Raw genomic sequence first — 26,713 nt, 5'->3', positions numbered from 1 at the left:
GCGTGGGTGCCTATGTCGCCGGCGGCGGCGAGTTCAAACGCGATACCAACTACATCACCACGCGAATCACCGCTGACGGTGCCGACGGGTATCCCGTCGAGCCCGGTCGCTACCGGCTGATCGTCGCGCGGGCATGTCCGTGGGCGAATCGGACGATCATCGTGCGCCGCCTGCTCGGCCTGGAGGACGTGTTGTCCATCGGGTTCTGCGGGCCGACACACGACGAGCGCAGCTGGACGTTCGATCTCGACCCCGGCGGCGTCGACCCGGTGCTCAAGATCCCGCGGCTTCAGGACGCCTACTTCGCCCGGATCCCCGACTATCCCAAGGGCATCACCGTCCCGGCGATCGTCGAGGTGGCCACCGGCCAGGTCGTGACCAACGACTTCGCGCAGATCACACTGGACTTCTCCACCGAGTGGACTGCCTATCACCGCGACGGCGCGCCCCAGCTGTATCCCGAGCCGCTGCGTGACGAGATCGACGAAGTCGCCAGGCGGATCTACACCGAGGTCAACAACGGCGTGTACCGCTGCGGCTTCGCGGGGTCACAAGAGTCGTACGAGGCGGCCTACGACCGGTTGTTCACTGCGCTGGACTGGCTTTCGGAGCGGCTGGCCGATCAGCGTTACCTGGTCGGCGACACGATCACCGAGGCCGACGTCCGGCTGTTCACCACGCTGGCCCGTTTCGATCCCGTCTACCACGGCCACTTCAAGTGCAACCGGTCCAAGCTGGCCGAGATGCCGGTGCTGTGGGCTTATGCCCGAGACCTGTTCCAGACACCTGGATTCGGCGACACCACCGACTTCGTCCAGATCAAGCAGCACTACTACATCGTGCACGCCGACATCAATCCGACTCAGATCGTGCCGAAGGGACCTGACCTCTCCGGCTGGCTGACACCGCATGGACGAGAAGCGTTGGGCGGCAGGCCTTTCGGAGATGGCACCCCGCCGGGGCCGACGCGCGAGGGCGAACGGGTCCCGGACCAGTTCTAGCGCGCGAACACCGCTTGTACGGCGGTCCGGTCGCCCTCGACGTCGATCTGGGCGGCAACGTCGTCGAGTGTCAGCAGGCCGGTGGCGAGTCCGAGAGCGATCTGGGCATCGGTGCGCAGGCTGGCGTCGAACTCGCGCCCGTCGGGCAGGCTCACCACGACACCGGACCGGCTGCTTCTGAGCTGAATCACGTCGCCATCGATGTCGATACCCACTGTGGCCGAACGGGTCGGCTTGTGGCCGGCGAGCACTGCGGGCAGGGCCAGCAGCAGCCATTCGGCGCGGAAGTCGTCGCCCTGCGCGCCGCGGATCATCAGCGGCGTGGACCAGCGGATCAGCCCCTCGATGGGCTCGCGCAGTTGTGCGCCCCACTCGGTGAGGGCATAGGTGGTCGCATTGCCCTCGGTTGACAGCCGGCGTTGCAGGACGCCCGCGGTTTCGAGATCGCGGAGCCGATCGGTCAACAGATTGGTGGCGATGCCAGGCAGCCCGTCCTGCAGCTCGCGGTAGCGAGCCGGTGCCACCAACAGCTGACGCACGATCAGCAGGTTCCAGCGATCGCCCACCACATCCAGGGCCCGGGCCAGCCCGCAGTACTGCCCGTAATCTCGACTCATCGACACTCCACTTGATAATTTAAAGTTAGCTTGATTATATCAACCAAACAGTGTCGGACAGGGGTAGATATGAGGGTTGCGGAAAGGCCGGCGTGGGTTGACGGCACGCTGTTCCCATTCGAGAGCAGGTTCGTCGAGATCGACGGCCACAGCGTGCACTACGTGGACGAAGGATCGGGGCCGGTGTTGTTGTTTCTGCACGGCAATCCGACGTGGTCGTTCGTCTACCGCGGGGTAATCGAGGCGCTGCGTGACGAATTTCGTTGTATCGCAGTCGATTACCCGGGTTTCGGGCTGTCGGCGGCCGCCCCTGGTTATCGGTATCTACCGACCGAGCACACCCAGGTCATGGGCGCCTTCATCGAGGCTCTCGGGCTGAGCCGGGTGACGCTGGTCGCCCACGACTGGGGAGGTCCCATCGGGCTCGCACTGGTTGAAGAGCACCCGGGCGTGTTCGACCGGCTGGTGCTGGCCAATACCTGGGCCTGGCCGGTCAGCGCGCCGCACGTCCAGGTGATGTCCCATGTGATGGGCGGGCCCCTCGGTCGTCTGCTGATCCGACAGTTCAACCTGTTCGTGAACCTGATGGTCCCGGCCGGGCACCGGCTGGCCAAGCCCAGCGACGTCGAGATGAGGCATTACCAGAAGGCGCTCGACACCCCCGGCCGGCGCAACGCGTCCGCCATCTTCCCGCGTGAGCTCACCGCGAGCCGAGCCTTTCTGGCCGACGTCGAGGCCGGGCTCGACCGAATCGCGGACCTGCCCGCGCTCATCATCTGGGGTGACGCCGATATCGCCTTCGGCGACAACGAGTTACGGCGCTGGGAACAGACCTTCACCGACCACAAGACCGTGATCGTCGAAGGTGCGGGTCACTTTGTCCAGTCCGATGCGCCTGAACAATTCGCCGCAGCGATCCGGGACTGGCGCTAGGGCCAGACCAGGCGTACCGACCACTCGGCGTGCGGCGCGTCCTGCAGCTCGCCGTTCTGGTCTTGCACCAGGGTGAGTAGCTGCACCACCACGCCGGTGAGCTTGCCCCGTTGTGGATCGACCGTCGGAATCGTCACGGCCAGTTCGGTATCGGGCCGGTAGATGGTGGTCGTCGAATTGCGCTCATCCTCGTACACCCGGAGCAGCCGCCACGGCGCCCGGCTGATCGCGGTCGGCACGGACAGCTGGACCGGGTTGTGCTCGTTGACCGCGAGTTCGCCTTGGGTCTGCGGGTTCTGGCAGTCGTTGAGGTTCACCACGTTGCAGTACACGAACGGGCCGACCCGCACCGTTCGTCCATGCGAGTAGGCACTGATCTCGGGCAGCTGCGAACCGGTGTCGCGGGTCAGTGCCCACGCGCCGACCCCGGCGCCGATCGACGCCAGTACGACGAGCACCACCAGGAGCCAACGGACCAACCGAGTCACTGGTTGGTCACCGTTGAGGCCCCTTCAGGTTCAGCCAGCACCGGACGGTTACCGCCGAAGCCGGGGATCAGTGAATCGCCGCGATAGCTGACGATGGTCTGCGCCAGGCCGATGATCAGCAGGGCGGAGATCGCGGTGAAGCCTACCCACAGATTGGTGGACACCAGCACCCCGAGTGCCCCGCCGAGCACCCACGCCAGCTGCAGCACCGACTCCGACCGGCCGAAGGCCGAGGCCCGGGACTCCTCGGGCAGGTCGTCCTGCAGCGACGCGTCCAGCGACGCCTTGGCGATCGCCGTCGCTCCGGATGTGATCAGCGCGGTCACCGCCACCACGATCAGGTTGCCGGTGACGGCGGCGGCCAAGGCCATCACCGTCACCGCGACCGTGGTGCGCGCGACCAGCATCGCCGGGCGGCCCAGCTTCATCCGGGCGGCGGTGAAGTTTCCCGCGAAGTTCCCGATCCCGGCCGCCGCGCCGATCAGGCCCAGCATGGCCAACTGCTCCCAGCTGTTGCCCTCATGGGACTTGGCGACGAAGGCCGGATACAGGAACAGGAACCCGACCATCGCCTTGATCGTGCAGTTGCCCCACAGCGAGGTGATGATGTTGCGGCCCAACGGCTGTCGCCGGGCGCCCTTCTTGTTGGGCGGTTCGTGGTCGAACCGTCGCAGCGGACCGGTGTCACCGTGATAGGTCAGGGTGGCCGGCACCTCGCCCTCGGTCACCTCCACCCAGCGCGGGATCCGCATCGACCACGACGCGCCCGCGACCGAGACGAAGACGACGACGAACAGTGCGCCGGGCAGTTGGAAGACCGTGGTGAGCAGGTATTCCGCCCCGGCGGCGATACCGCCGCCGACGATCGTTCCACCGATCAGACCGAACATCGTCAACCGGGAGTTCACCCGGACCAGATCGATCGTCGGTGGCATGACGCGTGGGGTCACCGCACTGCGCAGCACGCTGAATGACTTGGACAGCACCATCATTCCGAGTGCGCAGGGGTAGAGCACCCACGACGGGTAGCTGCCGCTGGCGCCGTCGTAGTTCATGATCAGCACGATTCCCAGCGCGGTGCGCAGGATGAACGACATCGCCAACGCCGCCCGCCTGCCGTGCTGCACGCGGTCCAGCGCCGGACCGATGAGCGGGGCGATCACCGCGAACGGCGCGATCGTGATGAGCAGGTAGAGCGCGACCTTGCCCTTGCTCTCCCCGGTCGCGGCGGCGAAGAACAACGTGTTGGCCAGGGCGACCGCCATCGCGGAGTCCACCGCGAAGTTGGCGACCACCGGCCAGGTGAGCGCGGTCAGTCCGGACTTGTCGGCGCCGTCGGCGGTGGCCGCCCGATGGACCATCGAATACATCCGCGACCCCATCTCGCGGCTGCGCATGGCCGCCGCGCGGGTGACCGTGACCCGTTCGCCGTTGCCGGCACCGCGCGAGCCCGGCGGTGGGGTCGACAGGTTCTCGGTGCGCTGGTTCTGATCGCCAAGTGGCGGCAGGTAGCGGTTGGAACTGGGAATCGGATTGGACCGCCGGGTGGCTCCCGGACGGTGGAGGCCCTCGCCGTCGCTGGGGTAGTTGGCCATGCCGGGGTGTTCGTCGGATGGACCGGTCGACGAGCGCCGATCCGGCCCGAAAGCCGGATTCCCGCGGGGTTCGTCACGCCGGCTTGCAGACACGCCACGATTGTCCCCCATACCGGCATGCGGGGCGCGCACGTGACCGGTGTGGCTGCGCATACCGGGCGTGAGGCAAGATTGGTGACGATGGACAGCTCGATCGACTCCGCAGAACACAGCGCGCCGGCCCCACTCGGCGTGCCGTCGGACGCAGCTGCCGCCGTATTGAGCGGCGCGGTGGAGCAGGCACGGCAGGCGATCGTCGAGTTCAGTGGCGACACGGTGGGCGATTACCTCGGCGTTAGCTTCGAGGACGAGAGCGCGGCAACCCATCGCTTCCTGGCGAACATGCCCGGTTATCAGGGCTGGCAGTGGGCGGTGGTCGTGGCGGTCTGCCCCGGCGCCGATCACGCGACGGTCAGCGAAGTCGTCCTGGTGCCCGGCCCGACGGCACTCCTGGCGCCGGCCTGGGTGCCGTGGGAAGAGCGCATCCAGCCGGGTGACCTGAGCCCCGGTGACCTGCTTGCGCCGGTGAAGGACGATCCGCGGCTGGCCCCCGGCTACGCCGGGACGGGTGATCCCGCGATCGATGACGTCGCCTACGAGGTCGGGTTCGGGCGCAGGCAGGTGCTGTCCGCATGGGGCCGCGACGGTGCCGCTCAGCGCTGGCATGACGGCGACTTCGGTCCCGACGCTCCGATGGCCCGCGGCACCAAGCGGGTGTGCCGCGATTGCGGATTCATGGTCCCGCTTGCCGGTGGGCTCGGCGCGATGTTCGGGGTGTGCTGCAACGAGATGTCGGCCGACGCCCACGTCGTCGATTTCCAGTACGGCTGCGGTGCGCACTCGGACACCCCACCGCCTCCGGGCAGCGGGTCGCCGATGTACGACCCCTACGACGACGGCGTGCTCGAGGTCGTCGAGGCTCCGGTGGTTGTCGAAGTCGAGGCTGTCGTCGAGACTCCGGAACCGGCCGAGACTGCCGAGGCTCCGGAACCGGCCGAGGCTCCGGAACCGGCCGAGGCTCCCGACGCCGTCGAGGCCGTCGAGAATCCCGAAACAGCAGAGCAGCCTTAGCTTTCCGCGGCCGCCTTGATGCGCGCCAGCGAGGTGTTCATGCCGTCGACGAGTTCCTTCTCGAAGTTCGGCACCCCACCCATCACCGCGTTGACCGTCATCGTCGACACGGCCTTGACGCCGTTCTCGGCATGGCGGGTCTCGATGACGCGGGTGCCGGTGGCGGTCGGCTCGAGCTCATAGCTCCAGACGGTGTTGTTGGCGTTGACGCGGAACGCCAGCTTGCGCTCCGGGATCAGCTCGGTGATCGTCGATGTCGTCGGCCAGAACAAGTTGTTGCGCCGATTCAGGTTGACGGTGCGAGTGCCCGGCTTGACCTGACCGAGCGGCCTCATCATCCGGCACTGCGGGCTCCACTTGGGCATGTTGCCCAGATCCGAGATCAGGGACCACACCCTGCTCACCGGCGCGTCGATGTCGATCTCGGCTTGCAATAGCGGCGCTGCCATCACTTCTCCTTGTTGTTGTCGAGGTAACGCTCGAGGCCGGTCTGCGCACCCCGGGCACCGCGTCGGGCCGCGGTGCGCTGCCACAGGAATATCGACGTGCCGACCACGCCGGTGCCCAGCCCCGCGATCGCGATCGGGCGCCACGACTCCAGCGCGCCGATCGTGAAGGCCGCGATGGTGACCAGCAACCACAGGACGGCTCCGGCGACGATCACCGGCCACGGATCCAGCAGGGCCGCGGGCAGCGCCGGCGGCTCGGGTTCAGGCTGATCGGAAGGCATTGTGGTCCAACCTAACCGATCCAGGAGCCGGGGCACCCCGCACCTCGACACTTGCCCGGTTCATCATTGATCGGATGATGTCGTGTCGTACTGTTTGCGATGTGAACGACGGTGACCTGCGGCTTGCCAGTGATTTGTCGCTGGCCGTCATGCGGCTGGCCCGTCAGCTGCGCTTCCGCAGGCCCGAATCACCGGTCACGCTTTCGCAGTTGTCCGCCCTTGCCACGCTGGCCAAAGACGGGGCGATGACGCCCGGTGCACTGGCCGTCAAGGAACGCGTCCGGCCGCCCTCGATGACCCGGGTGATCGCCTCGCTGGTCGAACTCGGTCTGGTGGTGCGCACCTCGCATCCCGCCGACGGGCGTCAGGTCTTGGTGGCGGTGTCGCCGGCCGGGGCCGGGCTCGTCGACAGTGAGCGCCAGGCCAGTCAGGAATGGTTGCGCGGCCGGCTGGCGACACTGGACAGCGAGGATCGTGGCACCCTGCTGCGGGCGGCAGATCTGATGACCGTGCTCGTCGACGAAGACGCGTGAGCGACAAGGCTTTCGGGGCGTTCGACGTAATCGACATCACCGATCCCGGTGATCCCCGCGTCGACGACTTCCGCGACCTCAACAGTGTCGACCGCCGACCTGACCTGCCCAGTGGCAAGGGGCTGGTGATCGCCGAAGGCGTGCTGGTGGCCCAACGCATGATCGCCTCGCGGTTCACCCCGCACGCCTTCCTCGGCACCGACCGTCGTCTGGACGAACTGCGTGACGACCTCGCGGGAGTGCGAGCCCCGTTCTATCGCGCCTCGCCGGAGGTGATGGCCGACGTGGTCGGCTTCCACCTCAACCGCGGTGTGCTCGCCGCAGCGCGGCGTGCCCCCGAACTGACGCCCGCCGACGTACTTGACGGCGCCCGCACCGTCGCCGTCCTCGAAGGCGTCAACGACCACGAGAACCTCGGATCGATCTTCCGGAACGCGGCCGGCCTCGGTGTCGACGCGGTCATCTTCGGCACCGGCTGTGCCGATCCGCTGTACCGGCGCGCAGTCCGGGTGTCGATGGGCCACGCGCTGCTGGTGCCGTTCGCCCGTGCGCAGCAGTGGCCCGCCGACCTCGACGAGCTGCGCCGGCGCGGATTCCGGCTGCTGGCCATGACCCCCGATCCGGCGGCGCAGACCCTGGCCGATGCGATGGCCGGCCTGACCGGTGAGCGGGTTGCGGTGCTGGTCGGGGCTGAGGGCCCGGGGCTGACCGAGACCGCGATGCGGGCCAGCGATGTCCGGGTTCGCATCCCGATGTCGCGGGGGACCGATTCGCTGAATGTCGCGACCGCCGCGGCGCTGGCGTTCTACGAGCGGGTTAGGTTTACCCAGTGAATGAGGAGACGACGCCGTGGGGGACCGGCCTGACCGTGGCGGCATTCGTCGCGGCGATCACCGGCGCCGCGATCGTGGTGCTGAGCCTGGGCATGATCCGGGTGCATCCGCTGGTGGCGATCGTGCTCAACCTCATCGCGGTTGGCGGACTGGCACCCACGCTGTGGGGCTGGCGGCGCATTCCGGTACGGCGGTGGTTCGTCCTGGGCGCCGGCATCGGCGTCGCCGGCGGTTGGGTGACGCTGCTGGCGTTGGTCGCCGCGCAGTAAACGCTTAGCGCTCGCCGCTGGAGCGCACGCCCAGCAGCACGTCTTCCCAGCCGGGCACCGCGGGCTTGGCCTTGGCGCGTCGCGCGCGGGGTGCCGGAGCCGGGCTGGGAGCCGCAGGCGCGGGGGCCGGCGTTTCCTCGACCGGCGCCGGGGCCGGAACCGGCGCGACCGGCTCCTCGAGTTCGAGCTGCGCGACCGCGGCGACCGGCCGCAGGACCGGCCGTTCGAACTTCGGGTCGATCAGCTCGCTGGCGGCGTCGTCGAGCGCAGAGACCGTGCCGCCGTGCGCGCCGGGGCTGAAGCGGAAATGTGCGACGTTATCGGACAAGCCGGCCTGCCATGCCATCTGCACGACCCAGCGGCCGTCGTCGCCGCGCCAGGCGTCCCATTCCGTAGCTTCGGGGCTCAGACCCCTCGCGACGAGGGCGTTGGTGATGGTTTCCTGCAACGTCGTCACGGAAGGCCCGTCGGCGAGCACCGGATGGGCGGCCGACGCCAGCTCCGCAGCCCGGGCGCGCTCCAGCAGCACCGGGTGGGCGAACCGCTCGACCTTGCTGATGTCCATACCGGACGAACTGGCAACCTGCTCGACGGATGCACCCGCACGGATGCGCGCTTGAATATCCCTGGGCCGCAACACGCCTTTGACCTCTTTGTCCCTCAGGGTCTGGCCCAGCGACCGGTCGCCGCGTACGGCGGCGCGCAGTCGGTCGTCGACCTGCAGGGTGAACTTGTCGGCCGGGTCGGGACCTTCACAGATGATGTGCCTGCCGTCGACATCGAGTCCGATCACCCTGAGTTCTCGCATGTCGACCTCCTTGTTCGTCCGGAATTTAACCCAGGCGACGGAATATAACGGTTAGGACACGCCGGGAGACCTCAGAGGCGTTCGACAACCCAGTCCACACACTGCGTCAATGCCGAGACGTCATCAGGCTCGATCGCCGGGAACATCGCGATGCGCAGCTGGTTTCGGCCCAGCTTGCGGTAGGGCTCGGTGTCGACGATGCCGTTGGCGCGCAGCACCTTGGCCACCGCCGCGGCATCCACCGCATCGTCGAAATCGATCGTCCCCACCACCTGCGAACGCAGTGCGGGATCGGTGACGAACGGGGTGGCGTACGACGACGCCTCGGCCCAGGAGTACAGCCGTTGCGAGGAGTCGGCGGTGCGCTTGACCGCCCAGTCCAGCCCGCCGTTGCCGTTGAGCCAGTCGACCTGCTCGGCCATCAGCACCAGCGTGCCGATCGCCGGGGTGTTGTAGGTCTGGTTCTTCAGGCTGTTGTCCACCGCGATCGGCAGCGACAGGAAGTCGGGCACCCAGCGGCCGGCGGCCGCGATCGACTCGATCCGGGCCAGCGCGGCGGGGGAGACGACGGCCAGCCACAGCCCGCCGTCGCTGGCGAAGTTCTTCTGCGGCGCGAAGTAGTAGGCGTCGACGTCGTTGACGTCGACGGGCAGACCGCCCGCGCCGGAGGTGGCGTCGATGAGGACCAGGGCGTCACCCTCAGGCCGGGTGACCGGCACCGCGACGCCGGTCGAGGTCTCGTTGTGCGCCCACGCGACGACGTCGACCGAGGGATCGGACTGCGGTTCGGGGGCGCTGCCCGCATCGGCCTTGATGACGATCGGGTCGTCGATGAACGGGTTGGCCGTGGCGGCCGAGGCGAACTTCGAGGAGAACTCCCCGTAGGTGAGGTGCAGCGAGCGCTTCTCGATCAGGCCGAATGCGGCGGCATCCCAGAACGCGGTCGCGCCGCCGTTGCCCAGAATGACCTCGTAGCCGTCGGGCAGGGAGAAGAACTCACGCAGGCCATCGCGGACCCGCCCGACCAGGTTCTTCACCGGCGCCTGGCGGTGCGAGGTGCCGAACAACGCCGCCGACGCCTGCAGGGCTTGCAGCTGTTCGGGGCGCACCTTCGACGGGCCGCAGCCGAAGCGGCCGTCGGCGGGCTTGAGATCGGCGGGGATGGTCAACTCGTCAGCCATGCCCATAAGCCTAGGAGCCCCAGCGATCGCTTTTCGCACCGAGGCGTTCAGCAAACCCGGAGTAGGGTATGGACAAGTATGCGATACCCGCGGTACTGTTTGGACAACACCCGCCCTAATGTAAACCTCGTTGAGGAGACTGTCATGGCGAGAACCAAGATCATCCGGCGCTGGCGTCGCAACATGGACGTCCAGGACGACATCGCTTACGTCGAGAAGCTGATGACGCTCTCCGAAGGATCGGTGCGGCGCAACTTCAACCCCTACACCGACATCGACTGGGACTCGCCCGAGTTCGCGGTGATCCCCAATGACGAGCGCTGGATCCTGCCCGCGACCGATCCGATCGGGCAGCACCCCTGGTACCAGGCGCAGACCAAGGAGCGCCAGATCGAGATCGGCATGTGGCGTCAGTCCAACGTCGCCAAGGTCGGACTGCACTTCGAGTCGATTCTCATCCGCGGCCTGATGGAGTACGCCTTCTGGACGCCCAACGGCTCGCCGGAGTACCGGTACTGCCTGCACGAGGCGGTCGAAGAGTGCAACCACACGATGATGTTCCAGGAGATGGTCAACCACATCGGTGCCGATGTTCCCGGTATGCCGCGCCTGCTGAAGTGGATCCAGCCGGCCATTCCGCTTGTCGCCGGGCCGCTGCCGATCCCGTTCTGGTTCGGCATTCTCGCCGGCGAAGAACCCATCGACCACACGCAGAAAAACGTTCTGCGCGAAGGCAAGACGCTGCATCCGATCATGGAGCGCGTGATGGCGATCCACGTCGCCGAGGAAGCCCGGCACATCTCGTTCGCCCACGAGTACCTGCGCAAGCGGGTGCCGCACCTGCCGCGGCGCAAGCGGTTCTGGCTGTCGCTGTTCGTGCCGGTGGTGATGCGCGTGCTGTGCTCGGCGATCATCGTGCCGCCGCGCGCGTTCTGGAAGGAGTTCGACATCCCGCGCTCGGTGCGCAAGGAGATTTTCTTCAAGTCGCCGCAATCGCGACAGATGCTGCGCGACATGTTCGGCGATGTCCGGATGCTGGCCCACGACACCGGGTTGATGAACCCGCTGTCGAAGTTGATCTGGCGGATCTGCCGGATCGACGGCCCGCCGAGTCGCTTCCGCAGCGAGCCGGCCCGCCAGCACGTGGTCGCCGTCGCGTAAGCAAAGGACTCACGCCTGTGCCCCACGTCATCACCCAGTCGTGCTGCAGCGACGGGTCCTGCGTCTACGCCTGCCCGGTCAACTGCATCCATCCCAGTCCCGACGAGCCGGGTTTTGCGACCGCCGAGATGCTGTATATCGACCCGGTGGCCTGCGTGGACTGCGGCGCCTGCGTCAGTGCCTGCCCGGTCGGCGCCATCGCGCCCGACAGCAAACTCACCGACAAGCAGCTCCCGTTCATCCCACTCAACGCCGGCTTCTACCCGGAGCAGCCCGCCGGGGTGAAGCTGCCGCCCACCTCCAAGCTCGCCCCGGTGCTGCCCGCGCCGCAGGTGCGCCGCGGCGGAGCGGACCTCACGGTGGCGGTGGTCGGCTCTGGTCCCGCCGGCATGTACGCCGCCGACGAGCTGCTCACCCAGAAGGGCGTGCGCGTCAATGTCTTCGACAAGCTGCCCACCCCGTTCGGGCTGGTGCGCGCCGGCGTCGCCCCCGATCATCAGAACACCAAGGGTGTGACGGGACTGTTCGAGCGGATGAGCCGTCACCCACGCTTCACCTTCTACCTCAATGTGGAAGTAGGACAGCACCTTTCACATGATGAGCTGCTGCAACACCACCACGCCGTGCTCTACACCGTCGGCGCGCCGCACGACCGCAGGCTCGATATCCCCGGGATGGACCTGCCGGGGACCGGCACCGCCACCGAGACCGTGGCCTGGATCAATGGGCATCCCGACTTCGCGGGGCTGACCGTCGACCTGCATCACGAACGCGTCGTGGTGATCGGCAACGGCAATGTCGCCCTCGACGTGGCGCGGGTCCTCACTGCCCATCCCGATGACCTGGCCCGCACCGATATCTCCGATACCGCTCTGCGCGCGCTTCGGGGCTCGGCGGTGCGCGAGGTCGTCGTCGCGGCGCGGCGCGGGCCGATCGATTCGGCGTTCACCCTGCCTGAGCTCATCGGCCTGACGTCGACGGCGGAGGTGGTTCTCGACGCCGACGACCACGCGCTCGTCCAGCAGGATCTGGCCACCGCCACCGACCCGCTGACGGTGGGCAAGCTAGAGATCCTGGCCAAGCTGCCCGTCGCCTCCGAGATCGCGGCGCGACCGCGAATCCGGTTGGCCTACCGGCTGACTCCGCACCGCGTGCTCGGCGCCGAGCGGGTCAGCGGAATCGAGTTCCACCGCACCGGGACCGAGGAGGCGGTGCAGCTCGAGGCCGGGCTGGTGCTGACGTCGATCGGATACCGCGGCGCGCCGATTGCCGGCCTGCCCTTCGACGACGCCGCTGCCGTGGTGCCCAACCGGGACGGCCGGGTGATCGATCCCGTCACCGGTGAGCCGGTCGTGGGCGCGTACGTCGCGGGTTGGATCAAGCGGGGCCCGACGGGCTTCATCGGCACCAACAAATCCTGTGCCATGCAGACCGTCTCGAACCTGGTCGACGATTTCAACGCCGGCCTGCTCGACGACCCTGCCGTGCGACTGACATTGCTGGACAAGCTGATCCGGTCTCGGCAGCCCGCCGTGATCGACGAGGCGGGCTGGCGTGCGATCGATGCCGCCGAGACCGCCCGCGGTGAGGCCGAGGGCCGACCGCGGGTCAAGTTCACCGACGTGGCCGAGATGGTCGCGGTCGCCGCCAGCGCGCCGGAACCTCCGCTGGCCAGGCGACTGCTGGCCGGGCTGCTGCGTTAAGCCTTGTCCCGCAAGTAGTTCAGCACCGCGGCCCAGTCGGGAAACTCGGCGGAGGCGAAGTGGATCCACTCACCCTCGAAGTGCTCGGCACCGTTGTTCGGCCGGTCGTCGACGAGGAAGTCGCCGCGGTTGAGGTCCTTGTGGTGGGTGAGGATGAGCCGCTTGTAGGCAGGCGAATCCTCGTCGGCGCCAAGGTGCTCGTGCACCCACTCGACCTTGTGCTGCCAGCCTGACGGATTGCGCCACGGCGCGGTCGACAGAAGATAGGTATCGAACAGGGTCGAGAGCTCGGTGAAGGCGTCGATCGCGCCGGGCATCGATCGCATCAACGCGAAGATGCCCGGCGCCTCGTCCATTCGGCCGCGGTATTTCTCGACCACGACCGCATCGAGGCCCTCGATGCGATGGCCGAAGTCGACCATCGTGTTGTCGAGGTCGATGTAGAGGATCTTGCGGCGGTTCTGCGTCACCTAAGCATCATGCCTGGCTCATGGCCTGTTGGATCTCCTCGATGCTGACCTCGCGGACCGGTTGGCCCAGCGACCACTGATGTCCGAACGGGTCGACGACCATGCCATAGCGATCGCCCCAGAACTGATCTTCGAGCGGCATCACCACGGTGGCACCCGCGTCGACCGCCTGCTGGAACTTCGTGTCGACGTCGGTGACGGTCAGGTGGATGGTCACCGGTGTGCCGCCGAGTGCGGGCGGGGTGGTCGACTTACCGCCGGACATCTCCGGGAAGTCGTCGTTGAGCATCACCGTGGACCCGTTGATCTCGACGGCGGCGTGGATCAGCTTGCCGTCGGGACGCGGGACCCGGCCGAGCTCGACGGCGCCGAATGCCTTGACATAGAAGTCAATTGCCGCGGGCGCGTCGTCGACGACCAGGTGCGGGATCACTGCGGGTTGTACGTCGATTGCCATGGCGGTCTCCTGTCGTTTCGCGGCGGCCCGGCGGACCGCCTCGGAGGTGTAGACATCACGGGCGAGCAGAACTCATCGCCCATGGGTCATAGAACCATCGGGGACCGACAGAAATGGAGTACGGTTCGGGCTGACACAGGGAGGCCGACGATGACCACCACGACAGTGCCGCGGTCGAGCGCCGCTGAAACCCGGCGGGCGATCTGGAACACGATCCGAGGGTCGTCGGGCAACCTGGTCGAGTGGTACGACGTCTACGTCTACACCGTGTTCGCAACGTATTTCGAGGGCCAGTTCTTCGACGAGTCCGAGAAGAACTCGACGGTGTACGTGTACGCGATCTTCGCGATCACCTTTGTGATGCGCCCCGTCGGATCGTGGTTCTTCGGCCGGTTCGCCGACCGGCACGGCCGACGCGCCGCGCTGACGGTCAGTGTGTCGCTGATGGCACTGTGCTCGTTGATGATTGCGCTGGTGCCGTCGCAAGCGGTGATCGGGATGGCGGCGCCGATCATCCTCGTCGTCGCTCGACTGGTGCAGGGCTTCGCAACCGGCGGCGAGTACGGCACGTCGGCGACCTACATGTCGGAGGCCGCGACCCGGGAGCGCCGCGGGTTCTTCTCGTCGTTCCAGTACGTGACGCTGATCGGCGGGCACGTGCTGGCGCAGTTCACGCTGCTGATCCTGCAGTCGTTCCTCACCGATGACCAGTTGCGCGAATTCGGTTGGCGCATCGCGTTCGCCGTCGGTGGCGTCGCGGCGGTGGTGGTGTTCTGGCTGCGGCGCACCATGGACGAGTCGCTGTCCGAGGACGTCATCGAGGCGGCCAAGGCAGGCGAAGACAGCGGCGCCGGGTCCATGCGGGCGCTGTTGACGCAGTACTGGCGGCCGCTGCTGCTGTGCTTTCTCATCACCCTCGGCGGCACGGTGGCGTTCTACACCTACAGCGTCAACGCGCCGGCGATCGTCAAGACCGCCTTCAAGGGTGAGGGCATGACGGCGACCTGGGTGAACCTGACCGGGCTGATCTTCTTGATGGTGCTTCAGCCGGTGGGCGGGATCATCAGCGACCGGATCGGGCGCAAGCCGATGTTGGTGTTCTTCGGCGTCGGCGGCGTGCTCTACACCTATGTCCTCATCACGTACCTGCCCCAGACACGCTCGCCGCTGGCATCTTTCGCGCTGGTCGCGGTGGGCTATGTGATCCTGACCGGATATACCTCGATCAACGCGCTGGTGAAGTCGGAGCTGTTTCCGGCGCAGGTGCGCGCGCTCGGTGTCGGGGTCGGCTACGCGCTCGCGAACTCCATCTTCGGTGGGACGGCGCCGCTGATCTATCAGGCGGCCAAGGAGCACGGTCAGGTACCGCTGTTCATCGCCTACGTCACGGTCTGTATCGCAGTGTCGCTGGTGGTGTACGTGTTCTTCCTGCGCAACAAGGCCGAGACGTACCTGGATCGCGAACGAGGCTCGGCCTTCGCGCGCTAGACGTGCTTGATCTCGTTCCAGCCCTCGACCGAATCCACCGAGCGCGGCTCGGGCCCCACATAGATCGCCGACGGGCGCACCAGCTTGCCGAGCCGCTTCTGCTCGAGGATGTGGGCGCACCACCCCGCGGTGCGGCCGCAGGTGAACATCGCGGGCATCATCTTGGCCGGGACCTGCGCGAAGTCGAGGATCACCGCGGCCCAGAACTCCACGTTGGTCTCGATGGCCCGGTCCGGACGGCGCTCGCGTAGCTCGGCCAGCGCCGCCTGCTCGAGCGCGATCGCGATCTCGTAGCGCGGTGCCGCCAGCCGCTTGGCCGTGGCACGCAGCACCCGCGCGCGGGGGTCCTCGGCCCGGTAGACCCGGTGACCGAAGCCCATCAACTTCTCGTTGCGATCCAGGACGCCCTTGACCACCGCGCGGGCATCTCCGGCGCGCTCGACCTCTTCGAGCATCGGCAGCACCCGAGCCGGCGCGCCACCGTGCAGGGGACCGCTCATCGCGCCGATCGCACCCGAGAGTGCGGCGGCGACGTCGGCCCCGGTCGAGGCGATCACCCGCGCGGTGAACGTCGAGGCGTTCATGCCGTGCTCGGCCGCCGACACCCAGTAGGCGTCGATCGCCTCGACATGCCGCGGATCGGGGTCGCCCTGCCAGCGGGTCATGAAACGCTCTGTGACAGTGGAGCATTCGTCGATGACGCGTTGCGGCACCGCAGGCTGATAGATGCCGCGTGCGGACTGCGCCACGTAGGACAACGCCATCACGGATGCCCGGGCGAGGTGATCGCGGGCGGTCTCGCCATCGATGTCCAGCAGCGGGGCGTAGCCCCAGATCGGCGCGAGCATCGCCAGGCCGGCTTGGACGTCCACCCGCACATCGCCGGTGTGAATCGGCAGCGGGAACGGCTCGGCGGGCGGCAGGCCGTCACCGAACCGGCCGTCGACCAACAGGGCCCAGGCGTCGCCGAAGGTCACCCGATTGCCGACCAGATCCTCGATGTCGACCCCGCGGTAGCGCAGCGCACCACCGTCTTTATCCGGCTCGGCGATCTCGGTGGTGAAGGCCACCACACCTTCCAGGCCGGGTACGAAATCGTCGGGCACCACAGTCATGTTCTGGATTCTCCCACTCGCCGATCGGGGCCCCGCTACCGGTCGGTAACAGGCGCTCAGCAGCACGCGGCGTACCTTTGATCCGTGGAAATCCCCGATCGAGATCACCTGGCGGCGATGCGCGTGGAGTACGGCTCGGTGGAGAAGGACGGCAGCACCGACCTCGACGCCGACTGGCTCGCCGACGGCTGGCTTGCCTTGCTGCACAGGTGGATCGCCGATGCCGAGGCCGCCGGGATCTCCGAACCCAACGCCATGGTGCTCGCCACCGTCGATGCGGGAAGACCGGTCAGCCGGACGGTGTTGTGCAAAAGCGTGGACGAGACCGGGATCACCTTCTACACGAACTACGACTCCGCCAAGGGCGAGCAACTCGCGGCGACGCCGCACGCCTCGGTGACGTTTCCCTGGTTCGCCCTTGGCAGGCAGGTGCACATTCGCGGTGCGGTGACCAAGGTCACCGCGGAGGAGACCGCCCAGTACTGGGCATGGCGGCCGCGCGGTTCACAGCTGGGCGCGTGGGCGTCGGCGCAATCCCGCCCGATCGGCTCCCGCGAGGAGCTGCTGAGCCAGCTCGCCGAGGTCACCGAACGCTTCGCCGGTGACGAGCACGTCCCGGTGCCGCCGCACTGGGGTGGCTACCGGATCGCCCCCGAGGTCGTCGAGTTCTGGCAGGGCCGGGAGAACCGGGTGCACAACCGGATTCGGGTAACTGAAGGAAGCCGCATCGAGCGGCTTCAGCCCTAGGTGGCGCGGCTTTTCGCCGACACCACCCCACTGAAAACGCCGGACTTCCGGCGGCTGTGGGTGGCCGGCATCGTCACGGTCATCGGGGCCAACCTCACGATCTTCGCCGTCCCCGTCCAGCTGTACGCACTGACGCAGAACTCGGCCTACGTCGGTCTGTCCGGGGTGTTCGCCCTGGTTCCGCTGATCGTGTTCGGTCTCTTGGGTGGCGCGTGGGCCGACGCCATGGACCGGCGCCTGTTGCTGATCATCACCTCCTGCGGGCTGGGGCTGTCCTCGGTCCTGCTGTGGCTGCAGGCCGCGCTCGGGATGAACAACGTGTGGGTGGTGCTGTGTCTGCTGTCGGTGCAGCAGGCGTTCTACGCGATCGACAGTCCCACCCGCTCGGCCGCCATCCCGCGGATGATCCCCGGTGACCAGCTGCCCGCGGCCAACTCGCTGAACTTCACGGTGTTCCAGTTCGGCGCGATCGTCGGCCCGCTGATGGCCGGCGTGATGCTCAAATGGGTCGACCTGTCCACGCTCTACCTGATCGACGCCCTCACCTGTGTGGTGCCCATCTGGGTGGCCTGCCGGCTCGCGCCGATACCGCCATCCAACGGCGGCAGCGGCAAGGGGATCGCGGCTATCCGCGCCGTTTTCGAGGGCTTCCGCTTCCTGTCCGGGAACCGGGTCGTGCTGATGTCCTTCGTCGTCGACCTGATCGCGATGATCTTCGGGATGCCCCGGGCGCTGTTCCCGGAGATGGCGCACCAGAGTTTCGGCGGCCCGATCGAGGGCGGCACCACGATGGCCCTGCTGGCGGCCGCGATGTCGATCGGCGCGGTGGCAGGCGGTGTGTTCTCCGGCTGGTTTCCGCGCATCCGGCGCCAGGGCCTGGCCGTGGTGATCTCGATCGTGGTGTGGGGTCTGGCGATGGTCGGCTTCGGTGTCGCCGGTGGGCTGGCACACGGCGGCACCGGCACGATGCTGTGGATTGCCGTGGCGTTCTTGGCCATTGGCGGCGCCGCGGACATGGTCTCGGCGGCCTTCCGGTCGACCATCCTGCAGCAGGTGGCCTCCGACGATCTGCGTGGCCGGCTGCAGGGGGTGTTCACCGTCGTCGTCGCGGGCGGTCCCCGGCTGGCCGACGCCGCGCACGGCGCGGCCGCCGCGGTGGTCGGAACGACGATCGCCGCCGCGGGTGGGGGAGCGCTCGTGGTGGTCGGTGTACTCATCGCGGCGGCCGCGGTACCGGTGTTTGTTCGCTACCGGGTGCAACCGGCCAACCCGTAGGTCGGGACGTTCCGACTACGATTACTCAGGTGGCCGACGTCATCGCGCAGGCACTGCCTGGGCTGCGCGAACGAAAGAAACAACGAACCCGCGCCATGCTGGTCGATGCAGCAGTGAAGTTGTGCATCGAGCACGGCTACGACAACACCACGGTCGAGCAGATCGCGGCGGCCGCCGAAGTGTCGCCGCGCACCTTCAGTCGTTATTTTCCGACGAAGGACTCGGTGATGATGACCGTGCTCGACGACCTGGTGAACGCCGCGGTGGTCGAGCTGGCCACGATCGGGGACGACGTCCCGCCGCTGACCGCACTGGCCCAGGCCCATACCCAGGCGCTGCGCCGGGTGCCGTCGGGCGATGTCACCGAGCTGACCACTCACCGCCTGGTGCTGATGGTCAACGTCATCTCCTCGTCCAGCGCGCTGCGGCTGGCCGCGGCGGCGACGCGGCTCGTGCCGCTGGTCATCGGGGTGGCCGCTCGCCTCGGCGTCGACCCGAGGGACAAGCAAGTGGCACTGATCGTGTCCCTGTGGGGTGCGATCACCGCGGGTGCGTGGGGTCAGCTGGTGATCGGGCCCGACGACTACGACGACTGTGCGGCGATCATGGCCGAACGGCTCGAGACCGCCTTCGGTGAATTCCTCGATATCGCCGCCATGGAAGTCCGATCGGGGCTACCCTCGACCCCTTGACGTCCGGGGGCTCGCGAGAGGCGAGGGGGGTGGCGCGACGTGGCTGTTGTCGCGAACGCTGCCGCCACCGGCCTACGTGAACTGAAGAAACAACGAACCCGGGCCACCCTGATCGACGCGGCCATCCACCTGTGCATCGAGCAGGGCTACGAGAACACCACCGTCGAGCAGATCGCGGCCGCCGCGGAGATCGCACCGCGCACCTTCAGCCGCTACTTCCCGAGCAAAGAGGCGGTGATCGTCGCCATCCTCGGTGAGGTGGCAAACGATGTGGCCGCCTGTTACGCCGGTCAGCCGACCGACATCACTCAGTACGAGGCCCTGGCCCGCGCCCATCTCGAGGTCTTTCGCAGCACCCAGTACGGCAACCGGGACTCGGTGGCGTTCGAACGGATGCGGCTGTTGCTGACGATCGTGAACTCCGCTCCGGCGATCGGCCTCGGACCGTTCATGTTCCGCGCGGACGGGTTTCACTATGCGGCGGTCGAGGTGGCGGCGCAGCGGATGGGTGTGCCGGCGGGCCACCCGGCCATCCGCATCCTGTTCGACACCTGGGCGGTGGTGATGGGGGTGGCCTGTCACGGTCTGGGCACCGCGGGAGAACCGCCCGTCGAACCCGACATCCTGTGCAACCGAATCGAGTCCGTGTACGGCGTTTTCACCCGGCTCTGGAGGCCGTGACCGACCCCGCGCAAACCCCCCGCAAGCGTGTCGGCAGAATAGCGACTACCTTCACCTAATACGGACGCCTCAGCCGGCGTCGAAGAGCTCAGAAGGGGTTCCTGTGGCCGCAACCGACGAGACCGCCACCCTGAAGTACCCGGGTGGCGAGTTGGATCTCGACATCGTGAAAGCGACGGAGGGGTCTGACGGGATCGCGCTGGGCCCATTGCTGTCCAAGACCGGTTACACGACGTTCGACCAGGGTTTTGTGAACACGGCTTCGACCAAGAGCGCCATCACCTACATCGATGGTGACGCCGGCATCCTGCGATATCGCGGGTACCCGATCGAGCAGCTCGCGGAGAAGTCGACGTTCATCGAAGTGAGCTACCTGCTGATCTACGGCGAGCTCCCGACCACCGAGCAGCTGGAGAAGTTCACCACCCAGATCCAGCGCCACACCCTGCTGCACGAGGACCTCAAGCGGTTCTTCGATGGCTTCCCCCGTGACGCGCACCCGATGCCGGTGCTGTCCAGCACGGTCAACGCTTTGAGCGCGTACTACCCCGATTCGCTGGACCCGCTGAACAAGAAGCAGGTGGAGCTGTCCACGATTCGGTTGCTGGCCAAGCTGCCGACCATCGCGGCCTATGCGTACAAGAAGTCCGAGGGGCAGCCGTTCCTGTACCCGGACAACTCGCTGACGCTGGTGGAGAACTTCCTGCGGATGACCTTCGGTTTCCCCGCCGAGCCCTACGAGGTGGATCCCGAGATCGTCCGCGCGCTGGACATGCTGCTGATCCTGCACGCCGACCACGAGCAGAACTGCTCGACGTCGACGGTGCGGCTGGTCGGCTCCTCGCAGGCCAACCTGTTCACCTCGATCTCCGGTGGCATCAATGCGCTGTGGGGCCCGCTGCACGGCGGCGCCAACCAGGCGGTGCTGGAGATGCTGGAGAAGATCCGCACCGGTCAGGACGATGTGCAGACCTTCGTCAAGAAGGTCAAGAACAAGGAAGACGGTGTGAAGCTGATGGGCTTCGGGCACCGGGTCTACAAGAACTACGATCCGCGGGCGCGCATCGTCAAGGAGCAGGCCGACAAGATCCTGGGCAAGCTCGGCGGCGACGACGAACTGCTCGACATCGCCAAGCAGCTCGAAGAGATCGCCCTGACCGACGACTTCTTCATCGAGCGCAAGCTGTACCCGAACGTCGACTACTACACCGGCGTGATCTACCGGGCGATGGGCTTCCCGACGCGCATGTTCACCGTGCTGTTCGCGCTCGGCCGGCTGCCGGGCTGGATCGCGCACTGGCGGGAGATGCACGACGAGGGGAGCAGCAAGATCGGCCGTCCGCGCCAGATCTACACCGGCTACACCGAGCGGGACTACGCCCCGATCGACGGCCGCTAACGCTCCTTCTCTTTCGCCCAAACCGACATTTGGGCGAGGACGTTCGAGTGATCTTCACCATTTCGTCGATTTCGACGCTGTCCCCGCTTGACCTCTGAACGGTTGTAGTTTCACAATAGTTGTGTGATTACAACTGTCGGTGAGCTCAGCGCGCGGCGCAAGACGATCATCCTCGCGTCCTGCTGCCTGAGCCTGCTGATCGTGTCGATGGATTCGACGATCGTGAACGTCGCGATCCCCGCGATCCGCACCGACCTGCATGCGTCGGCTCCGCAGATGCAGTGGGTCATCGACATCTACACCCTGGTGCTGGCCTCGCTGTTGATGCTGTCCGGTGCGACCGGCGACCGGTTCGGCCGGCGCCGGGTGTTCCAGATCGGGCTGACCGTCTTCGCGCTGGGATCGCTGCTGTGCAGCCTTGCCCCCGATATCGACACCCTGATCGGCGCCCGGTTCGTCCAGGGTCTCGGCGGATCGATGATGAATCCTGTTGCGCTGTCGATCATTTCGCAGGTCTTCGTTGGTCGTGTCGAGCGTGCCCGCGCGTTGGGCCTGTGGGGCGCAGTGGTCGGCATCTCGATGGCGCTCGGTCCGATCGTGGGCGGCTTCCTGATCCAGGCGATCGGCTGGCGCGCGGTGTTCTGGATCAACCTGCCGATCTGCGCGGCCGCCGTCATCCTCACCGCGATCTTCGTTCCCGAGAGCAAGTCGGCCACCATGCGCGATATCGATCCGGTCGGCCAACTGCTGGCCGTGCTGGCACTGTTCGGTCTGGTGTTCGTGCTCATCGAGGCACCCGGGCTGGGCTGGACGAACCCGCGCATCATCGCGATCGCCGCCGGCGCCGCGGTTGCCCTGGTGGCCTTCCTGCGCTACGAGTCGCGCCGCCGCGATCCCTTCATCGATCTGCGGTTCTTCCGCAGCATTCCGTTCTCCTCGGCTACGGTCACTGCCGTGTGCGCCTTCGCCGCCTGGGGGGCCTTCCTCTTCATGATGTCGCTCTACCTGCAGGGAGAGCGCGGCTACTCGGCCGCCCACACCGGCCTGATCTACCTGCCGATCGCGATCGGTGCGCTGTTCTTCTCGCCGCTGTCGGGCCGCCTCGTCGGCCGGTTCGGCGCCCGCCCGTCGCTGCTGGTGTCCGGTGTCCTGATCACGGCCGCGTCGGTGATGCTGACGTTCCTCAACGCCACCACGCCGATCTGGGTATTGCTGGCGATCTTCGCGGTGTACGGCATCGGCTTCGGGATGATCAACGCACCGATCACCAACGCCGCGGTCAGCGGTATGCCGAGCGACCGCGCCGGCGCCGCCTCTGCGGTGACGTCGACCAGCAGGCAGGTCGGGGTGAGTATCGGTGTGGCACTGTGTGGTTCGGTCGCCGGCTCGGCGATGGCGGTGGCCGGCGTGGACTTCACGGCCGCGGCGCGGCCGCTGTGGTGGGTCAGCATCGGGCTGGGTCTGGTGATCACTGTGCTCGCTGTGGTGTCGACGTCGGGACGGGCCAAGCAGTCCGCGCAGCGGCTGGCCCCGCTGATCGAGCAGGAGCCCGCTCATGTCGGGTAACCCGGTGGCCGACCAGGTGTGGCGGTCGATGTCCAGCCTGGTGCTGGACAACAAGGACGGCTGGCGTCGTGCGGTGGTGGACCGAACGGGCTTGCCGTTCAGCAGGATTCGGATTCTGCGCCGGCTCGCCTCCCAACCGATGACGGTCAAGGAGGTCGCCGAGGCGGCCACCATCGATGCGCCGGCCGCGACGGTGGCGGTCAATGATCTGGAGACGCGCGGGCTGGTGGTCCGGGCGCCCCACCCGGACAACCGGCGCTGCAAGCTGGTGTCGCTGACCGACGCCGGCCGCGACGTCATCGCCGTACTCGACAACACCGACGACCCGGCGCCCCAAGCACTGGCCGCGCTGGACGAGCAGGACCTTCAGGCGTTGCGGGCGATCCTGGCGCGCCTGATCAGCTGAGGTAGCCCTCGACTTCGTCACCGGGCCGCACGCTGGCGTCGCTCGGATCGCCACCGGTCTCGCGCAGCGCTCGACGCTGGCGCAGCAGGTCCCAGCACTGGTCGAGCTCGACCTCGATGGCCCGCAGGCGCGCATGCTCCTCGGACTCGTCGATCTGCCGGTGTACCAATCGTTCACGCAGTTCGCGCTCCTGGGCCACGAGGTCGTGGATGCGCGCGAGGGTTTCGTTGTCTGATGCCACGGCTCCAGTGTGCCCGAGTGTGCGCTCGTCAGAACGGAGAAGCGAGCACAGCGGCGAATTCGGTGCAGAACCAGTCGACATCGGTGCTCGAGAACACCAGCGGCGGGCGGATCTTCAGCACATTGCCGTCCCGGCCGCATACCGAGATCAGCACCCGGCGGTCCCGCATCGCGTTGACCAGAGCCCGCGCGCCCGCCCGGTCCGGCGCGCCGGTATCGCCGATCACCTCGACGCCGACGTACAGGCCGGTGCCACGCACGTCGCCGATGCGCGGATGCCCGGCGCCGAGGGCGACCAGTTCGGTGCGTAACTCGGTGCCCACCTCGGCAGCGTTGCGCATCAGCTTCTCGTCCTCGATGACATCGAGGACGGCCGCGGCGGCGGCCACCGTCACCGGGTTGCCGCCGAACGTGTTGAAGTAGGGCACCCCGCGGGCGAAGGCGTCGAGGATGTCGGCGCGGGCCGCCAGCGCCGCGATCGGCATGCCGTTGCCCATAGGTTTGCCCATCGTCACCAGGTCGGGGACGACGCCGTGGCGCACGAAGCCCCACATCGCGTCGCCGGTGCGGGCGAACCCGGGCTGGACCTCATCGGCGATGAACACCCCGCCCGCGCGGTGAACGGCCTGCACCGCGGGAGCCAGCACCGAGGGATCGGGATAGATGCCGTCGGACGAGAAGATGGTGTCGACGATCAGCGCGGAGAATCCGGCACCGGAAGCCTTGAGGTCGGCAATCGCGGCGACGACGTCTTCGGTGAAGCGGGTCGCCAGTTCGTCTGCCGGGATCCGGTAGCTGTCCGGCGGTGGGATCGCGCGGACGTGTTCGCCGAGCGCCGTCGCCCCGCCGATCGACGGCGAGATGGCAGTGACCGCGGCGGTATTGCCGTGGTAGGCGTCGCTGGTGACGATGACACCTGTTGCACCCGTGTGCATTTCGGCCACCCGCAGGGCCAGGTCGTTGACCTCCGAACCGGTGCAGGCGTACATCACCTGATCGATCTGTTCGGGCATCGTGTCGAGCAGCCGCTGGCTGTAGTCGACGATGCCCCCGTGCAGGTAGCGGGTATGGGTGTTCAGGGTGGAGAGCTGCCTGCTGACGGCCTCCACCACGTGCGGGTGGCAGTGGCCGACGCTGGCGACGTTGTTGTAGGCGTCGAGATAGCAGGCGCCGTCGGCATCGTAGAGCCGAGTGCCCTCGCCGCGGACCAGGTGCACCGGCCGCTGATAGAACAGCCGGTAGGCCGGGCCCAGCATGCGGTCACGGGCCGCGATCAACGATTCGGTGGCGGGATCGACCGGCTGATCCGCGGAGTAGCTGTTGGAATCCATGATGTTCGAGAAACTCATAGCGCTACTCCTTCGCCTCGTTGACGCGACCCGTGACTGCCACTAGCGTTCGTGTGCTTCTTCGAGCACCGTCCGGCCCAGCTCCGAATACCGCTGCGGCGACGTGTATTTCAACACCACCGCCAGCACGATGCCGCCGATGCCGACCACACCCACCACCCAGGGGATCGCGGCGAAGACCCAGTCGGAAGCCGCGGTGCCCGCGGCGAACGACGCGTTCTTGGCCAGCAGGTAGATCACGTAGAGCATGCCCAGCCCGCCCAGCAGCGGCGCCAGGAAGGTGCGGAACCAGTTGGCCGTCTCCGGGTGGTTCTTGCTGACGTGGAAGTAGGCGATCACCGAGAACGCGGCCAGCGCCTGTACCAGCATGATCGCGGTGGTACCGAGCAGCGCCATCAGCCCGTACAGGCCGGTGTAGGGATCGCGTCCGGTGAGCGCGAAGAACAGCACCACGACCGTGGCGAAGCCGGTCTGGACGAATCCGGCGATGTGCGGCGACCCATGCGACGGGTGGGTGGCGCCCAGCGTCTTGCGCATGCCCGGGATGACGTTCTCACGGCCGATCGCGTAGATGTAGCGGGCGGCGCAGTTGTGGAACGCCATGCCGCAGGCGAACGATCCGGTCATCAGCAGGATCTTGAACAGGTCCACGGCCCAGGTACCCAGATGTGCACCGACCGGGCCGAAGAAGATGTCACCGGCAGTCGTCGAATCCTGGGCTAGCGCAACGGCATTCTGCGGGCCGGTGCCCACGATCGCCAGCCACGAGATGATGACGTAGAAGACGCCGATTCCGATCACCGAGCTGACCACCGCGATCGGGATGATCTTCTTGGGGTTCTTGGACTCCTCGCCGTACATCGCGGCGGACTCGAAACCGACCCACGACCAGAACGCGAAGAACAGGCCGATGCCTGCCGACCCGGCCACCGTGATCATGCTGCCGTCGGCGCCGGCCACCGCACCGGAGAGATTCTGAAATGCGTTGAGCGGGTTCAGCGATCCCCACGACCAGCCCTGCGGGCCGCCGCCGGTGAACAGCACCGACAACGCCATCAGCGCGAGCATCACGATCTCGGTGATCAGGAAGACCCCGAGCACCCGGGCGGCGACGTTGATGTCGAAGTAGGTCAGTAGCGCATTGATGGCCAGCATCGCGATGGCGAACACGATCCACGGAATGTTCACGTGGAAAAGGGAATTGAAGGTGTCATTGCCGAAGAAGGCGAAGATGCCGATCAGTGATGCCTCGAACACCATGTAAGCCATGGCGGTCAGGAAGCCTGCGCCGAGTCCGGCGATGCGGCCCAGACCGTGCGAGATGTAGCCGTAGAACGCGCCGGTGGCGGTGATGTGCTTGCTCATCGCGGCATAGCCGATCGCGAACAGCGTCAACACGATGGTGGCGACGAAGTACCCGGCGGGCGCGTAGACGCCGTTGCCGAATCCGACCGCGATCGGCACGTTGCCGACCATGGCGGTGATCGGCGCGGCGGTGGCGACGGCCATGAACAGCACGCCGATCAGGCCGACGGCATTGGGCTTGAGCCGCTGCACGGTTTCGGTCTTGCCACCCGTACCCGCGGGGGCGGGCGGATCGATGATGTCGCTCATAGTGTGAATATCCCATCTCGAGCGTGACTGGTGGTCGCGCCTGTTTTTGGTCTGGTTTGGCCCGGTTGCTGGTGCACCCGGGGAGCGAGGGCGATGTCGACGACGGCTCTGTGGTGCGACGACGACATTGTTACTCCCGCCAGATCGCCTGGTCAACAGGAACAATGGAGTGAATGCCGGCCGAATGTTTCGATCGTGTTTCCCAATCCTTTGGTAGGAAACAGCCGCGTTAAAACTGCCGATTTGGTCTGC

29 protein-coding genes are annotated in these 26,713 nt (G+C 67.1%); 16 read left to right on the top strand and 13 right to left on the bottom strand.

Translation table 11 applies throughout. The features are described 5' to 3' along the window. Window positions 1-2: 2 nt before the first annotated feature. Window positions 3-1,001, top strand: a complete 999-nt coding sequence (locus EV580_RS10965; RefSeq protein ID WP_133691216.1) for a glutathione S-transferase family protein — start codon at window positions 3-5, stop codon at window positions 999-1,001. Here the strand turns inward: EV580_RS10965 and EV580_RS10960 are convergent. After that, window positions 998-1,618 (bottom strand): winged helix-turn-helix transcriptional regulator, encoded by a 621-nt coding sequence (locus tag EV580_RS10960; RefSeq protein WP_133691215.1) that lies wholly within the window; start codon window positions 1,616-1,618, stop codon window positions 998-1,000. The two genes, EV580_RS10965 and EV580_RS10960, sit on opposite strands and share 4 nt — an antisense overlap. A 69-nt stretch (window positions 1,619-1,687) precedes the next feature. On the opposite strand from EV580_RS10960, the gene EV580_RS10955 reads away from it, so the two are divergent. Next, complete coding sequence (locus EV580_RS10955) at window positions 1,688-2,551, top strand: alpha/beta fold hydrolase (protein WP_133691214.1); 864 nt, start codon at window positions 1,688-1,690, stop codon at window positions 2,549-2,551. On the opposite strand, the gene EV580_RS10950 is transcribed toward EV580_RS10955, so the two are convergent. Beyond that, window positions 2,548-3,039, bottom strand: coding sequence for a DUF2771 domain-containing protein (locus EV580_RS10950; RefSeq protein ID WP_133691213.1), 492 nt, complete (start codon window positions 3,037-3,039; stop codon window positions 2,548-2,550). The two genes, EV580_RS10955 and EV580_RS10950, sit on opposite strands and share 4 nt — an antisense overlap. Then, the gene (locus EV580_RS10945; RefSeq protein WP_502703929.1) at window positions 3,036-4,745 is read right to left on the bottom strand and encodes an MFS transporter; all 1,710 of its coding nucleotides are present in this window, start codon (window positions 4,743-4,745) and stop codon (window positions 3,036-3,038) included. The genes EV580_RS10950 and EV580_RS10945 overlap by 4 nt, the downstream gene beginning before the upstream one ends. A 69-nt stretch (window positions 4,746-4,814) precedes the next feature. Between EV580_RS10945 and EV580_RS10940 the strand changes: the two genes are divergently transcribed. Next, on the top strand, window positions 4,815-5,744 hold the full coding sequence (locus EV580_RS10940) for a DUF3027 domain-containing protein (protein WP_133691212.1): 930 nt from the start codon (window positions 4,815-4,817) through the stop codon (window positions 5,742-5,744). On the opposite strand, the gene EV580_RS10935 is transcribed toward EV580_RS10940, so the two are convergent. Both EV580_RS10935 and EV580_RS10930 read right to left on the bottom strand, forming a co-directional pair. Beyond that, window positions 5,741-6,193, bottom strand: coding sequence for an SRPBCC family protein (locus tag EV580_RS10935; RefSeq protein WP_133691211.1), 453 nt, complete (start codon window positions 6,191-6,193; stop codon window positions 5,741-5,743). The two genes, EV580_RS10940 and EV580_RS10935, sit on opposite strands and share 4 nt — an antisense overlap. Beyond that, window positions 6,193-6,474 (bottom strand): DUF2530 domain-containing protein, encoded by a 282-nt coding sequence (locus EV580_RS10930; RefSeq protein ID WP_133691210.1) that lies wholly within the window; start codon window positions 6,472-6,474, stop codon window positions 6,193-6,195. Before EV580_RS10930 ends, EV580_RS10935 begins: the two co-directional genes overlap by 1 nt. Before the next feature lie 101 nt (window positions 6,475-6,575). Between EV580_RS10930 and EV580_RS10925 the strand changes: the two genes are divergently transcribed. Genes EV580_RS10925 through EV580_RS10915 form a run of 3 tightly spaced genes read left to right on the top strand, consistent with a single transcriptional unit; the run spans window position 6,576 to window position 8,109 of the window. Continuing rightward, entirely contained in the window at window positions 6,576-7,007 is a 432-nt protein-coding gene (locus tag EV580_RS10925; protein ID WP_133691209.1) for an Rv0880 family HTH-type transcriptional regulator, read from the top strand. Next, window positions 7,004-7,840: a TrmH family RNA methyltransferase gene (locus EV580_RS10920; protein WP_133691208.1), complete on the top strand. Its 837-nt coding sequence runs from the start codon at window positions 7,004-7,006 to the stop codon at window positions 7,838-7,840. Before EV580_RS10925 ends, EV580_RS10920 begins: the two co-directional genes overlap by 4 nt. Further along, on the top strand, window positions 7,837-8,109 hold the full coding sequence (locus EV580_RS10915) for a DUF2537 domain-containing protein (protein WP_133691207.1): 273 nt from the start codon (window positions 7,837-7,839) through the stop codon (window positions 8,107-8,109). Before EV580_RS10920 ends, EV580_RS10915 begins: the two co-directional genes overlap by 4 nt. Before the next feature lie 4 nt (window positions 8,110-8,113). Here EV580_RS10915 and sepH read toward each other — a convergent pair whose 3' ends face one another. Beyond that, window positions 8,114-8,917, bottom strand: a complete 804-nt coding sequence (gene sepH, locus EV580_RS10910; RefSeq protein ID WP_133691206.1) for a septation protein SepH — start codon at window positions 8,915-8,917, stop codon at window positions 8,114-8,116. Window positions 8,918-8,988: 71 nt separating this feature from the next. Further along, window positions 8,989-10,098, bottom strand: a complete 1,110-nt coding sequence (gene serC, locus EV580_RS10905; protein ID WP_133691205.1) for a phosphoserine transaminase — start codon at window positions 10,096-10,098, stop codon at window positions 8,989-8,991. A gap of 144 nt (window positions 10,099-10,242) precedes the next feature. Between serC and EV580_RS10900 the strand changes: the two genes are divergently transcribed. Beyond that, window positions 10,243-11,259, top strand: coding sequence for an AurF N-oxygenase family protein (locus EV580_RS10900; protein WP_133691204.1), 1,017 nt, complete (start codon window positions 10,243-10,245; stop codon window positions 11,257-11,259). A gap of 17 nt (window positions 11,260-11,276) precedes the next feature. Beyond that, a complete protein-coding gene (locus EV580_RS10895) occupies window positions 11,277-12,962 on the top strand; it encodes an FAD-dependent oxidoreductase (RefSeq protein ID WP_133691203.1) in 1,686 nt (561 codons plus the stop codon). Here the strand turns inward: EV580_RS10895 and EV580_RS10890 are convergent. Both EV580_RS10890 and EV580_RS10885 read right to left on the bottom strand, forming a co-directional pair. Further along, entirely contained in the window at window positions 12,959-13,432 is a 474-nt protein-coding gene (locus EV580_RS10890; RefSeq protein WP_286171540.1) for a 5' nucleotidase, NT5C type, read from the bottom strand. The genes EV580_RS10895 and EV580_RS10890 overlap by 4 nt on opposite strands. Before the next feature lie 7 nt (window positions 13,433-13,439). Next, on the bottom strand, window positions 13,440-13,889 hold the full coding sequence (locus EV580_RS10885; RefSeq protein WP_133691202.1) for a VOC family protein: 450 nt from the start codon (window positions 13,887-13,889) through the stop codon (window positions 13,440-13,442). 150 nt (window positions 13,890-14,039) lie between these two features. On the opposite strand from EV580_RS10885, the gene EV580_RS10880 reads away from it, so the two are divergent. Then, window positions 14,040-15,377: an MFS transporter gene (locus EV580_RS10880; RefSeq protein WP_133691201.1), complete on the top strand. Its 1,338-nt coding sequence runs from the start codon at window positions 14,040-14,042 to the stop codon at window positions 15,375-15,377. Here EV580_RS10880 and EV580_RS10875 read toward each other — a convergent pair. Continuing rightward, window positions 15,374-16,492 (bottom strand): citrate synthase 2, encoded by a 1,119-nt coding sequence (locus EV580_RS10875; RefSeq protein WP_133691200.1) that lies wholly within the window; start codon window positions 16,490-16,492, stop codon window positions 15,374-15,376. The two genes, EV580_RS10880 and EV580_RS10875, sit on opposite strands and share 4 nt — an antisense overlap. A gap of 117 nt (window positions 16,493-16,609) precedes the next feature. Between EV580_RS10875 and pdxH the strand changes: the two genes are divergently transcribed. The 7 genes from pdxH (at window position 16,610) to EV580_RS10840 (ending at window position 23,258) form a co-directional block, all read left to right on the top strand. Then, window positions 16,610-17,239, top strand: coding sequence for a pyridoxamine 5'-phosphate oxidase (pdxH, locus tag EV580_RS10870; RefSeq protein WP_221217759.1), 630 nt, complete (start codon window positions 16,610-16,612; stop codon window positions 17,237-17,239). After that, a complete protein-coding gene (locus EV580_RS10865; RefSeq protein ID WP_133691198.1) occupies window positions 17,240-18,514 on the top strand; it encodes an MFS transporter in 1,275 nt (424 codons plus the stop codon). Window positions 18,515-18,543: 29 nt separating this feature from the next. Continuing rightward, complete coding sequence (locus EV580_RS10860; protein ID WP_133691197.1) at window positions 18,544-19,206, top strand: TetR/AcrR family transcriptional regulator; 663 nt, start codon at window positions 18,544-18,546, stop codon at window positions 19,204-19,206. 39 nt (window positions 19,207-19,245) lie between these two features. Further along, window positions 19,246-19,887, top strand: a complete 642-nt coding sequence (locus EV580_RS10855; protein WP_133691196.1) for a TetR/AcrR family transcriptional regulator — start codon at window positions 19,246-19,248, stop codon at window positions 19,885-19,887. A gap of 103 nt (window positions 19,888-19,990) precedes the next feature. Next, window positions 19,991-21,286: a citrate synthase gene (locus tag EV580_RS10850; RefSeq protein ID WP_133691195.1), complete on the top strand. Its 1,296-nt coding sequence runs from the start codon at window positions 19,991-19,993 to the stop codon at window positions 21,284-21,286. 123 nt (window positions 21,287-21,409) lie between these two features. After that, a complete protein-coding gene (locus tag EV580_RS10845; RefSeq protein WP_133691194.1) occupies window positions 21,410-22,852 on the top strand; it encodes an MFS transporter in 1,443 nt (480 codons plus the stop codon). Next, window positions 22,842-23,258, top strand: coding sequence for a MarR family winged helix-turn-helix transcriptional regulator (locus EV580_RS10840; protein WP_133691193.1), 417 nt, complete (start codon window positions 22,842-22,844; stop codon window positions 23,256-23,258). The genes EV580_RS10845 and EV580_RS10840 overlap by 11 nt, the downstream gene beginning before the upstream one ends. On the opposite strand, the gene EV580_RS10835 is transcribed toward EV580_RS10840, so the two are convergent. From EV580_RS10835 to EV580_RS10825, 3 genes are read right to left on the bottom strand one after another with little or no spacing between them, the layout of a single operon-like run. Then, window positions 23,251-23,499: a DUF2630 family protein gene (locus EV580_RS10835; RefSeq protein WP_133691192.1), complete on the bottom strand. Its 249-nt coding sequence runs from the start codon at window positions 23,497-23,499 to the stop codon at window positions 23,251-23,253. The two genes, EV580_RS10840 and EV580_RS10835, sit on opposite strands and share 8 nt — an antisense overlap. A 28-nt stretch (window positions 23,500-23,527) precedes the next feature. Next, window positions 23,528-24,847 carry an aspartate aminotransferase family protein gene (locus EV580_RS10830; RefSeq protein WP_133691191.1) on the bottom strand — a complete coding sequence of 440 codons (1,320 nt, stop codon included), beginning with the start codon at window positions 24,845-24,847 and terminating at the stop codon, window positions 23,528-23,530. 42 nt (window positions 24,848-24,889) lie between these two features. Further along, a complete protein-coding gene (locus EV580_RS10825) occupies window positions 24,890-26,461 on the bottom strand; it encodes an APC family permease (protein ID WP_133691190.1) in 1,572 nt (523 codons plus the stop codon). Window positions 26,462-26,713 lie beyond the last annotated feature (252 nt).

Source organism: Mycobacterium sp. BK086 (genome assembly GCA_004362315.1).
In the GTDB taxonomy this organism is placed as follows: Bacteria; Actinomycetota; Actinomycetes; order Mycobacteriales; family Mycobacteriaceae; genus Mycobacterium.
The sequence above is the reverse complement of the archived record's forward strand: the minus strand, read 5'-3'. Positions and strand labels throughout refer to the sequence as shown.

Excerpts from the sequence above, each read along its gene's own strand:
- pdxH (WP_221217759.1), top strand. The coding sequence starts at position 16,610 with ATGCGCGTGGAGTACGGCTCGGTGGAGAAGGACGGCAGCACCGACCTC.
- serC (WP_133691205.1), bottom strand. The coding sequence starts at position 10,098 with ATGGCTGACGAGTTGACCATCCCCGCCGATCTCAAGCCCGCCGACGGC.
- EV580_RS10900 (WP_133691204.1), top strand. The coding sequence starts at position 10,243 with ATGGCGAGAACCAAGATCATCCGGCGCTGGCGTCGCAACATGGACGTC.
- EV580_RS10840 (WP_133691193.1), top strand. The coding sequence starts at position 22,842 with ATGTCGGGTAACCCGGTGGCCGACCAGGTGTGGCGGTCGATGTCCAGC.
- EV580_RS10825 (WP_133691190.1), bottom strand. The coding sequence starts at position 26,461 with ATGAGCGACATCATCGATCCGCCCGCCCCCGCGGGTACGGGTGGCAAG.
- EV580_RS10960 (WP_133691215.1), bottom strand. The coding sequence starts at position 1,618 with ATGAGTCGAGATTACGGGCAGTACTGCGGGCTGGCCCGGGCCCTGGAT.
- EV580_RS10955 (WP_133691214.1), top strand. The coding sequence starts at position 1,688 with ATGAGGGTTGCGGAAAGGCCGGCGTGGGTTGACGGCACGCTGTTCCCA.
- EV580_RS10945 (WP_502703929.1), bottom strand. The coding sequence starts at position 4,745 with ATGGGGGACAATCGTGGCGTGTCTGCAAGCCGGCGTGACGAACCCCGC.
- EV580_RS10935 (WP_133691211.1), bottom strand. The coding sequence starts at position 6,193 with ATGGCAGCGCCGCTATTGCAAGCCGAGATCGACATCGACGCGCCGGTG.
- EV580_RS10880 (WP_133691201.1), top strand. The coding sequence starts at position 14,040 with ATGACCACCACGACAGTGCCGCGGTCGAGCGCCGCTGAAACCCGGCGG.
- EV580_RS10940 (WP_133691212.1), top strand. The coding sequence starts at position 4,815 with ATGGACAGCTCGATCGACTCCGCAGAACACAGCGCGCCGGCCCCACTC.
- EV580_RS10875 (WP_133691200.1), bottom strand. The coding sequence starts at position 16,492 with ATGACTGTGGTGCCCGACGATTTCGTACCCGGCCTGGAAGGTGTGGTG.
- EV580_RS10930 (WP_133691210.1), bottom strand. The coding sequence starts at position 6,474 with ATGCCTTCCGATCAGCCTGAACCCGAGCCGCCGGCGCTGCCCGCGGCC.
- EV580_RS10885 (WP_133691202.1), bottom strand. The coding sequence starts at position 13,889 with ATGGCAATCGACGTACAACCCGCAGTGATCCCGCACCTGGTCGTCGAC.
- sepH (WP_133691206.1), bottom strand. The coding sequence starts at position 8,917 with ATGCGAGAACTCAGGGTGATCGGACTCGATGTCGACGGCAGGCACATC.
- EV580_RS10830 (WP_133691191.1), bottom strand. The coding sequence starts at position 24,847 with ATGAGTTTCTCGAACATCATGGATTCCAACAGCTACTCCGCGGATCAG.